Source organism: Floridaenema aerugineum BLCC-F46 (genome assembly GCF_041929345.1).
GTDB classification, from domain to species: Bacteria; Cyanobacteriota; Cyanobacteriia; order Cyanobacteriales; family Aerosakkonemataceae; genus Floridanema; species Floridanema aerugineum.
The window spans coordinates 1-10,245 of record NZ_JBHFNQ010000078.1; the positions used below are offsets into that span (position 1 = coordinate 1).

Annotated in this window: 8 protein-coding genes; 5 read left to right on the forward strand and 3 right to left on the reverse strand. The window is 40.4% G+C overall.

What is annotated here, in order from left to right; translation table 11 throughout:
- On the reverse strand, positions 1-239 hold a 239-nt coding region (locus ACE1CC_RS10170; protein WP_413270349.1), incomplete at its 3' end, for a hypothetical protein.
- A 214-nt stretch (positions 240-453) separates the two neighbouring features.
- Between ACE1CC_RS10170 and pgmB the strand changes: the two genes are divergently transcribed.
- Positions 454-3,441, forward strand: coding sequence for a beta-phosphoglucomutase (pgmB, locus tag ACE1CC_RS10175; protein ID WP_413270350.1), 2,988 nt, complete (start codon positions 454-456; stop codon positions 3,439-3,441).
- Positions 3,442-3,703: 262 nt separating this feature from the next.
- Here pgmB and ACE1CC_RS10180 read toward each other — a convergent pair whose 3' ends face one another.
- Positions 3,704-4,006, reverse strand: a complete 303-nt coding sequence (locus ACE1CC_RS10180; protein WP_413263654.1) for a DUF2973 domain-containing protein — start codon at positions 4,004-4,006, stop codon at positions 3,704-3,706.
- 116 nt (positions 4,007-4,122) lie between these two features.
- Positions 4,123-4,458, reverse strand: a complete 336-nt coding sequence (locus ACE1CC_RS10185; RefSeq protein WP_413270351.1) for a DUF2605 domain-containing protein — start codon at positions 4,456-4,458, stop codon at positions 4,123-4,125.
- 393 nt (positions 4,459-4,851) lie between these two features.
- Between ACE1CC_RS10185 and thrS the strand changes: the two genes are divergently transcribed.
- The 4 genes from thrS to ACE1CC_RS10205 all read left to right on the forward strand — a co-directional run bounded on the left by thrS (position 4,852) and on the right by ACE1CC_RS10205 (position 10,051).
- On the forward strand, positions 4,852-6,693 hold the full coding sequence (gene thrS, locus ACE1CC_RS10190; protein ID WP_413270352.1) for a threonine--tRNA ligase: 1,842 nt from the start codon (positions 4,852-4,854) through the stop codon (positions 6,691-6,693).
- Between the two features lie 193 nt (positions 6,694-6,886).
- Complete coding sequence (locus ACE1CC_RS10195) at positions 6,887-7,789, forward strand: DUF3095 family protein (protein ID WP_413270353.1); 903 nt, start codon at positions 6,887-6,889, stop codon at positions 7,787-7,789.
- 35 nt (positions 7,790-7,824) lie between these two features.
- Entirely contained in the window at positions 7,825-8,790 is a 966-nt protein-coding gene (gene thrB / locus ACE1CC_RS10200; RefSeq protein WP_413270354.1) for a homoserine kinase, read from the forward strand.
- 193 nt (positions 8,791-8,983) lie between these two features.
- Positions 8,984-10,051 (forward strand): DUF3474 domain-containing protein, encoded by a 1,068-nt coding sequence (locus ACE1CC_RS10205; RefSeq protein WP_413270355.1) that lies wholly within the window; start codon positions 8,984-8,986, stop codon positions 10,049-10,051.
- Positions 10,052-10,245 lie beyond the last annotated feature (194 nt).

Sequence of the window (10,245 nt, forward strand, 5' to 3'; positions counted from 1 at the left end):
TTTTTTTTATTTTTTTTTTTTTTTTTTTTTTTTTTTTTTTTTTTTTTTTTTTTTTTTTTCATTTTTTTTTTTTTTTTTTTTTTTTTTTTTTTTTTTTTTTTTTTTTTTTTTTTTTTTTTTTTCCTTCTTTTATTTCCCCCCCCCCCCCCCCAACAACGTACTTCAAAAAAGACCTTGGTATGTGAGTCTCCTGTAAATTTTTGTTTATAATTATGAAGTTTTATTAAAAAAAGTATCATTTCGCATCAATTTTTCGACCTATAGCAATTTTCTACCTCTTTGGGGGGATTCCTAAAAGGAGAAGAGCTAATACAGCTTTGACCTTTCTTGTTCTTTCCGCATTGTTGAAACTGGGTGCGACAAAGCAAAGCCAGAGTACAAGGCGGTTGTGAGGATACGCTCAATTTCTCTTTGTACAGTTAGACGAACTTGCCAGCAAGCAATTATTCCAAAATGCAAACACTCAGTAGACCATCTGCAAAACCAACTTCAGCTAACACTGCCGATTGGACTGTAGTGGAAACTCAGTTCAATTCTAAACAGTTGCACCATCAAGAAACAGTTTTCACCTTGGGTAATGGTTATTTGGGAACTCGTGGCACTTTTGAAGAAGGTTATCCCAATGATTTGCCAGCTACCTTCATTCACGGCGTTTATGATGACGTAGCCGTAGTACATACAGAGTTAGTTAACTGTCCTGACTGGCTACCTTTGGTTATTTGTTTTGCGGGAGAACGCTTTCGCCTCGACCAAGGTAAAGTGTTAGATTATGAGCGTCGGCTTGACTTAAACCAAGGACTAATGCAACGTCGCGTATCTTGGCAAAGTCCAAAAGGACAGATTGTAAATCTGCAATTTGAACGTTTCGCCAGTTTAGCCGATCGGCACGTCTTAGCGATTCGCTGTTTAGTCACACCAGTAAATTTTTCAGGTTTGGTGGAAGTACAAGCGGGTATCAATGGCTATGCTGATAACCAAGGCGTAATGCACTGGAACTGGTTGGATCAAGGCATACATAATAATAGTGCTTGGTTGCTGATGCGGAGTCGCCACACCAATATTGAATTAGGAATGGCGACTCATCTGAGTGTGTGTTGCGAGAATACTTTGCTGCGAAGTTTCGGTTGTCAGGGTTATCCGACGGTGACTACCTGTTTTCAAGCACAACCGGGAAAAACTGTAGCTATAGAAAAGATAGTTACTGTTTTCACTTCTAGGGATTGCAAAAACCCCGCCCAAACTGCCCAAGAAAAACTCAAAGATTTATTCTATGGTTGGGATTCGGGAAATGATTGTTATGAGATGTTGCGTCGGTTGCATATTCAAACTTGGGCGCAAGAATGGCAAACTTGTGATGTAGTAATTGAGGGCGATTCTAAAGCACAATTAGCTGTTCGTTATAATCTATTTCAAATTTTGGCAGTTGCGCCAAGGGATGACGATCGAGTTAGTATTCCAGCAAAAACTCTTTCGGGTTTTGCTTATCGCGGTCACGTTTTTTGGGATACGGAAATTTTTGTAGTTCCTTTCCTAATTTTTACTAAACCGGAGTTAGCGCGAAATTTATTGACTTATCGCTATCACACTTTAGCTGGGGCGAGAAAGAAGGCGAAAGACGCGGGTTTTGCCGGGGCGATGTATGCTTGGGAAAGTGCGGCGACGGGGGAAGAAGTAACTCCGCGTTGGATTCCAACTCCGAGTGGTGAGTTAGTTCGGATTTGGTGTGGCGATCGCGAACTCCATATTAATTCTGATGTGGCTTATGCCGTTTGGCAATATTGGCAAGCGACGGAAGATGATGATTGGATGTGTGATTATGGGGCGGAAATTATTTTAGATACGGCGAATTTCTGGGCGAGTTGTGTGGAGTGGAATGGCGATCGTCAATGTTACGAACTCAAAAATGTAATTGGCCCTGATGAAAATCACGAAATCGTAGATAACAGCGCTTTTACTAATAGCATGGTGCAATGGCATTTGCCAACCGCTTTTTCCGTCCTCTCTTGGTTAAGAAAAGAATATCCTGATTGGTCAACCGAATTAGAACAAAAACTTAATATCACTGCTACTCATTTAGAAAAATGGGCAGATATCATCGACAAAATTTTGATTTTACATAACAAAGAAACAGGTTTAATAGAAGAATTTGAAGGGTTTTTCGCTCGCGAAGATATCAATTTAGCTGATTATGAACCTCGCACTCGTTCCATGCAAGCAATCTTAGGAATTGAAGGTGCAAATCAAAGACAAGTTCTCAAACAAGCTGATGTTTTAATGTTGATGTATTTGCTGCGTGACAAATACGATCGCCAAACTCTACAAAAGAATTGGGATTATTACGAACCTCGCACGGATCATACTTACGGTTCATCTTTAGGGCCTGCAATTCACGCTATTTTAGCTTGCGATCTGGATAAATTGGATGAAGCTTATACGCATTTTATGCGAGCGGCTTTAGTAGACTTAGAAGATGTGCGGGGAAATGCTAATGAAGGCATTCATGCTGCTTCTGCTGGTGGAGTTTGGCAAGCAATAGTGTTTGGTTTTGCTGGTGTGAAATTAACCGAAAATGGGCCTGTTGCTACACCAAAATTACCCCCTGGTTGGACAAGGTTAAAGTTCCGTTTTCAATGGCGCGATCGCTTGTATGAATTCGACCTCAAACCAACTACAATCAAAGGTGTAATTTTTGATTTAGACGGAGTTATCACTAATACTGATGAATATCATTATTTATCTTGGCAAAAGTTAGCTGATGAAGAAGGTTTACCTTTCGATCTCCCAATAAATGAAGCTTTACAAGGTTTACCCAGAAGAGAATCATTGTTGCTACTGTTGGGCGATCGCCAAGTCAGCGAAGAAAAATTTCATGAAATGATGATTCGCAAAAATCGTTATTACTTGGAATTTATTGAAAGCATTTCCCCCGCTGATTTGTTACCCGGAGTGGGAAATTTGTTAGCTGAATTACAAGCAAATAACATTAGAATTGGCATCAGTTCATCTAGCAAAAATGCCAAAGAAGTATTGCAAGGTTTGGGGATTTTGGATAAAGTGGATGCGATCGCAGATGGCAACAGCGTAATTCAACCAAAACCAGCACCCGACACCTTCCTCCACGCCGCCTTACAATTAAACTTAGCACCCAGCGCATGTTTAGTAATCGAAGATGCCGAAGCAGGAGTAAAAGCTGCTTTAGCAAGCGGAATGTCAGTAATAGGTTTAGGTTCAATTGAACGAGTAGGAAACGCCCATTTAGTGTTAGAAAACCTGGAAAAAGTCAACTGGCAAAACCTAGTAGAACAAATTTCTCATGTCCAAAAGTCAGTACTTCCTTCTCATGTCGCCTGTGATGTAGAAATCCAAAAAATCTCCGTTCTACACAAAGAAAACAGCCCCAAAAAACACTGGGCTGCTAATAATATTTATCTAATCAGGTAAAGTTCATTGTTCGTTGTGAACACTTCAGTGTTCTCCCCGTCAAAACTAAAACCAGACGGGGATTTTTTCACTCAATTTATTAAAGCTTACTCAGTTCATAAGTAGGTAGATATAAATAAAGTAAAAACTCTCGTCAGGCAGGATGCCCACCCCACAGTAGGGGCAATTCATGAATTTCCCCTACTGTGGGGTGGGCTCTCCTAGCCTGCCCCATTCTTAGATAACTATTATCACTTTATTTATTTACACCTACTTAAAAAGATTAAGGAGCAGAATTTTCGGGAGGATTTTCGTAAAGAGATTCTAATTTCTGCCGCGCATCTTCAACTGCGATCGACTTCATAATCAACAAAGGTTCATCAATTAAATTGCCAGAATCATCAAGAAATTCTGGATGTGGCACTGGGCGATCGCGACGAATAGATCTTTGACTTGCAGAAGACCTATTATATGGAGAAGTACTGTATTGGTAGTCAGCACTAATCCTAATCAAATTCCGAATCAAATTACCCACAGCTAAAAACGCCAAACAAGTAAAAGCTAATATGTACAGCAAGTGCAACATAGAGATCCTCCTCCTAGTCAAAAGTTTTTTACGGTACTTTGATTTATAAAACAGTCAACACAACTTAAGCAAACATCAACAAAATTTTTTTGAGCAGACATCTTAAATACAATTATCTAAGAATCACTTTTGTGCTCATTTGCTTGTTCCATCCGAAATCGCATGGAAATCTTCCAACATTCGGCAACTAATTGGTGCCACTGAAACAGGGTTGTTGTTTCTACACCAACTTGACTGCCAGTAGCATGAAACATTATCTGCACCGTACTTACCTCATTCTGAGCTTGCTTCACCCGATTTAATAAATCGGATTGCTGCTGAGACTCTAAAAAGGATATGGTTTCTGTTTCTAGTAGAGTGCGCGATCGACCAAACCAATACTGAAAATCTTCCAGTAAAGGTTGTAACACGCTTTTGAGCAATTCCGGTTCCGGCAGGTTAGAGTTGAGCATGAAATCGAGTATTACTAATCTAACTAAATCATAACCTTAATTTCATTTACATTTCTTAACAATTTATAAATAGTTCTTTAGGAAGGGCACTGGGGACAAGGGGACAAGGGGACAAGGGCAGGCTATAAGACAGAGGCAGAACATCTAATGTAGGGGTAATTCATGAATTACCCCTACATTAGATGTTCTGTGTCAGTCCTGTTCCACTTAAATGATTTTCTCCTCCGAACATGAATTAGCCCAGGGGGACAAGGGGACAAGGAGAATTTTTTACCTTCTGCACCTGTGCACTTCTGCGCCGCACCTCTGCCCTCTTGCTCAATTAAGATAGAGGCTATGGGGAAATGCAATTCCCGAGCGAAACATTTGTTTATTAGTTGAAGTAGTTTTCTCATGGTTAATCAGCCATCCGTTAGATCAGAATCACCCGATTCTCAGGAAAAGCCAGCAAAAATCCACTTACCGCGTACCAGTGAATCAGAAACCTTAAAGAAAATCCGTCACACAACTTCCCATGTGATGGCGATGGCTGTGCAGAAACTATTTCCCAAAGCACAGGTGACGATCGGTCCTTGGATTGAAAATGGATTTTACTACGACTTTGATAGTCCAGAGCCATTCACCGAAAAAGATTTAAAAGCGATTAAAAAAGAGATGATCAAGATCATCAATCGCAAACTGCCAGTAATTCGGGAAGAAGTCAGTCGGGAAGAAGCAGAACGCCGCATCAAGGCAATCAACGAACCTTACAAACTAGAAATCCTCGAAGGTTTACAAGAACCGATTACCATTTATCATTTAGGTGAGCAATGGTGGGATCTTTGTGCTGGCCCTCACATTGAAAACACCGCAGAACTAAACCCCAATGCCATTGAACTAGAAACCGTTGCAGGTGCTTACTGGCGTGGCGATGCCACCAAAGCGCAACTGCAAAGGATTTATGGTACTGCTTGGGAAACACCAGAACAATTAGAAGAATACAAACGCCGCAAAGAAGAAGCACTGCGCCGAGATCACCGTAAATTAGGTAAAGAACTGGGGTTATTTATTTTTGCCGATGATGTTGGCCCCGGTTTACCATTGTGGACTCCCAAAGGCACGATTTTAAGAAGTACCTTAGAAGACTTCCTCAAACAAGAACAAATCAAACGGGGTTATTTGCCAGTTGTTACCCCACACATTGCCAGAGTCGATTTATTCAAAACTTCGGGACACTGGCAAAAATACAAAGAAGATATGTTCCCAATGATGGCGGACGATGAAGAAGCAAAGGCGATCGAACAAGGTTTTGTTCTCAAGCCAATGAACTGTCCATTCCACATTCAAATATACAAGAGTGAGTTACGTTCCTATCGGGAATTGCCAATGCGCTTGGCAGAATTCGGCACCGTTTATCGTTACGAACAATCAGGAGAATTAGGCGGATTAACCAGAGTTCGTGGCTTTACGGTTGATGATTCTCACTTGTTTGTCACCCCCGAACAATTAGACGGAGAATTCTTGAATGTAGTGGATTTAATTCTCTCAGTATTCAAGAGTTTACAACTAAAAAACTTCAAAGCCAGACTAAGTTTCCGTGACCCTGAATCTGATAAATATATCGGTTCCGATGAAGTTTGGGAAACCTCACAAAACGCGATTCGTCGTGCAGTAGAAACTTTGGGAATGAATTACTTTGAAGGTATCGGGGAAGCAGCTTTCTACGGGCCGAAATTAGATTTCATTTTCCAAGATGCCTTAGATAGAGAATGGCAATTAGGAACTGTGCAGGTAGATTACAACTTACCAGAAAGATTTGAATTAGAATATGTTGCCGAAGACGGTTCTCGCAAACGTCCGGTAATGATTCACCGCGCACCTTTTGGATCTTTAGAGAGGTTAATAGGGATTTTGATTGAAGAATATGCAGGTGATTTTCCCTTGTGGTTAGCACCAATTCAAATTCGTTTGTTGTCAGTGAAAGATGAATTTTTGCCTTACATTCAAAACGTTGTCAAAGAATTGCAAGTTTTAGGAATTCGTGCCGAAGCTGACACCAGTGGCGAACGTTTAGCCAAACAAATTCGCAATGCCGAAACCCAAAAAATTCCCGTGATGGCAATAGTTGGAGAAAAAGAAGTTGAATCTAATTCTTTAAATATCCGCACTCGCGCTTCTGGAGAATTAGGCGCACTTCCAGTTGCCGAAGTAATCCAAAGGATGAAGCAAGCAATAGAGAATTACAGCAACTTCTAAACGTAGGGTGCGTTAACGAAGCGTAACGCACCATTCCTATAAAAAGCGATCGCGTAACGCACCATTCCTATAAAAAGCGATCGTGTAACGCACCATTCCTATAAAAAGCGATCGTGTAACGCACCATTCCTATAAAAAGCGATCGTGTAACGCACCATTCCTATAAAAAGCGATCGTGTAACGCACCATTCCTATGTTGTCAGAATCAAAACAAGCATTGTTAGCAACACAGTATTTTGCTAAACAGGAGTTTAATTTAGATTTGCGTGTAGGTATAGTTCCTGTCTCAGTTGTTAATCAATCAAACTACCAAGTAAAAGTTGCCAAACTGAAAATTTCTGAAACTTATAGTCAAGGGATTTTTACAGGTGGAGGACTGACTTACGCCACACAATTAATTAAAGATCCGACTACTGGGGAAATATATAATCTGCAAATTCAAAATATGTCGGAGGCAGCTAATTTTTCCGGGTTACGTTGTCCCTGGCAAGATATCTTAAGTCCCCATGAAGAAGTTGTTAGTTTATTGGTAATGTCAACAGTAAGCGATTGGCAGGAAGAAAAAGAAGTTTACAAAATAGTTTTAGAGGAGATTTATGAAATTTTTGGTGCGATCGAAAATGTTCACCCAGTAATTCCCGAAAATATCAAACTATGTTTTCCAAATGAAAGTATATACAAAATGGCAAAGATTAAAGAGCCAAACAGTAGTAATTTAAAGAAAATGTTGAGGTTTATTAGACTAAAATTAAAAACCTTTTACTCGGCTTTTTTAGGATTAATAAAAGTCAATACTTTAGCTGAGGAGGCACATAAATTAGAGTTGGTAGAAAATACTGACTACAAAAAATTTGATGATATGTTACGGATGATTATATCTGGCGATCGCCAACAGCGAGAGCGGTTAGTTAAATTTTTAGAAAAACAATATCAAAAAGGTAAACTAGTTTACGGCACTCATGTTTCCGATCGCTTATTGATGACCTGTCTTGTACCTGTCAACTCAGGAGGACGGCACGTTCATTTTGTTGATGGTGCTGATGGTGGATATGCCTTAGCAGCAAAAGATATGAAAGCAAGAATCAATAAGATGTAGAATAATGAATCGCTGTAAGTTGACACAAATATCAAATGTCTACTGTTTCTACCATTTCTGTTACTGTTCCCGCCACAACTGCCAACCTTGGGCCCGGTTTTGATTGCATTGGCGCAGCTTTATCCCTTTACAACGAATTCCAATTTACGCAAATCAATTCAGCTGAAACTCCACTAAAAATTACTGTAACTGGTGCAGAAGCAGAAAGAGTACAAACTGACGAAAGTAATTTGCTTTATCAAGCATTTTTGAAGTTATATCAGCATATTCAAAAAACGCCGCCACCTGTGGAAATTGACATTAAATTAGGTGTGCCTTTGGCGCGTGGTTTGGGTAGTTCAGCAACAGCAATTGTTGGCGGTTTGGTGGGTGCTAATTTATTGGCGGGGGAACCTTTGCGTCAGGTGGATGTGATGCAGTTGGCAATTGAAATGGAAGGACACCCGGATAATGTAGTTCCGGCGTTGTTGGGGGGTTGTCGGTTGGCGGCGACGGGGTTAATTTTGGAACCGCCCAGACGCAGAGAACACAGAGAGGAATGGGAGATTTGTAATATTCCTTGGCATTGGGATGTGGTTCCAGTGCTAGCTATTCCTGATTTTGAGCTTTCGACTTCGGAGGCAAGGAAAGTTTTGCCGAGTGAGTATAGTCGTGGGGACGCGATTTTTAATGCGGCGCATTTGGGTTTGTTGGTGCGCGGGTTGGAAACTGGTAGGGGCAATTGGTTGCGGGTGGCGATGCAGGATAAAATACATCAGCCTTATCGCAAGAGTTTGATTCAAGGTTATGATGCGGTTTACTCGGCAGCGGTGAATGCTGGGGCTTATGGTATGGTGATTAGTGGTGCAGGGCCAACGCTTTTGGCTTTGACAGATACAGAGAAAGCGGAAGTTGTTTGTCAGGCGATGGAGTCTGCTTGGCAGCAAGCGGAAGTAAAAGCAGAAGTGAAGGCGTTAAAAGTGGATTTTCAAGGGGCGCGAAGAACTGATATCGAGTTCTAAATTCGGTAGGGTGCATCAGAAGCTGAAATTTCTGGCGACTGGCATAAAATTTTAGTGTCTGACGCACCCGACAAGCTTAATCCTCTCTTAACCAAAAAGTATTAAAGCCAACTCAGAAATAGTACTAACGTTGGAGTGACATAAGAGGATAAAATGATACCGTTGTCTAAAAATCGGGTCTAAGAGAAACTTAGTGCAGTCTAATATTATCGATCTCAAACAGCCTTCTGTAGCAGACCCGTCGCCTCGTCAAGGGGAACTGCCTTTTACTTTACAAGACCTTAAGGCGGCTATCCCGGCTTATTGTTTTGTACCTTCTGTTTGGAAGTCACTTTTTTACTTCTTTTTAGATGTTTCCATCATTGCTGGGCTTTATGCTTTAGCTTATTTTTTGGATTCTTGGTGGTTTTTCCCTATCTTTTGGTTGATGCAGGGAACTATGTTCTGGGCTTTATTTGTGGTAGGACATGACTGCGGTCACGGTTCTTTTTCGCAGCACAAATGGTTAAATAATTTAATCGGACACCTCAGCCACATTCCGATTTTGGTGCCTTATCACGGTTGGCGCATTAGTCACAGAACACACCACGCTAATACGGGAAATATTGATACTGATGAAAGTTGGTATCCGGTAACTCAGTCCAAGTATGAAGAAATGCACTGGTCTGAGAAGTTAATTCGCTTCAATTTGTTACTTTTGGCTTATCCAATTTATCTGTTTAAGCGTTCTCCAGGTAAGAAGGGCTCTCATTTTCTTCCTAGCAGTCCGCTGTTTCGTCCTTCAGAAAAATGGGATGTGCTTACTAGTACGTTTCTGATGATTTTGATGGTGGGTTTTTTGGGTTTCTTGACTTACCAGTTTGGGTTTTTGTTTCTGGTTAAGTTTTACCTTGCACCTTACATTGTGTTTGTCGTTTGGTTGGATTTAGTTACCTATTTACACCATACTGACCCTGATATTCCTTGGTATCGTGGTGATGATTGGTATTTTTTGAAAGGTGCTATTTCTACTATTGACCATGATTATGGTTTTATTAATCCGATTCACCACAATATTGGGACTCATGTGGCGCATCACATCTTTTTGAATATGCCTCATTATCATTTGATAACTGCTACTGAGGCGATTAAGCCGATTTTGGGTGATTATTACCGGAAGTCGGATAGAACTATTTGGCAAAGTTTCTGGCGTTCTTATGTTAGTTGCTTTTTTGTGCCTAATACTGGTTCAAAAGTTTACTATCAATCTCCTGAAAAGTAGGTTGCTGTAAAGTACGTTGTTGGGGGGTTGCGGGAGAACCAATCGCGAAAACGCACAAACCAGCGGATAATAATTTTTTAAAAATTTTTTTTTTTTTTTTTTTTTTTTTTTGTTTTTTTTTTTTTTCAAACCCCCCAACAACGTACTTTACAGCAACCTACTTTTCAGGAGATTGATAGTAAACTTTTGAACCA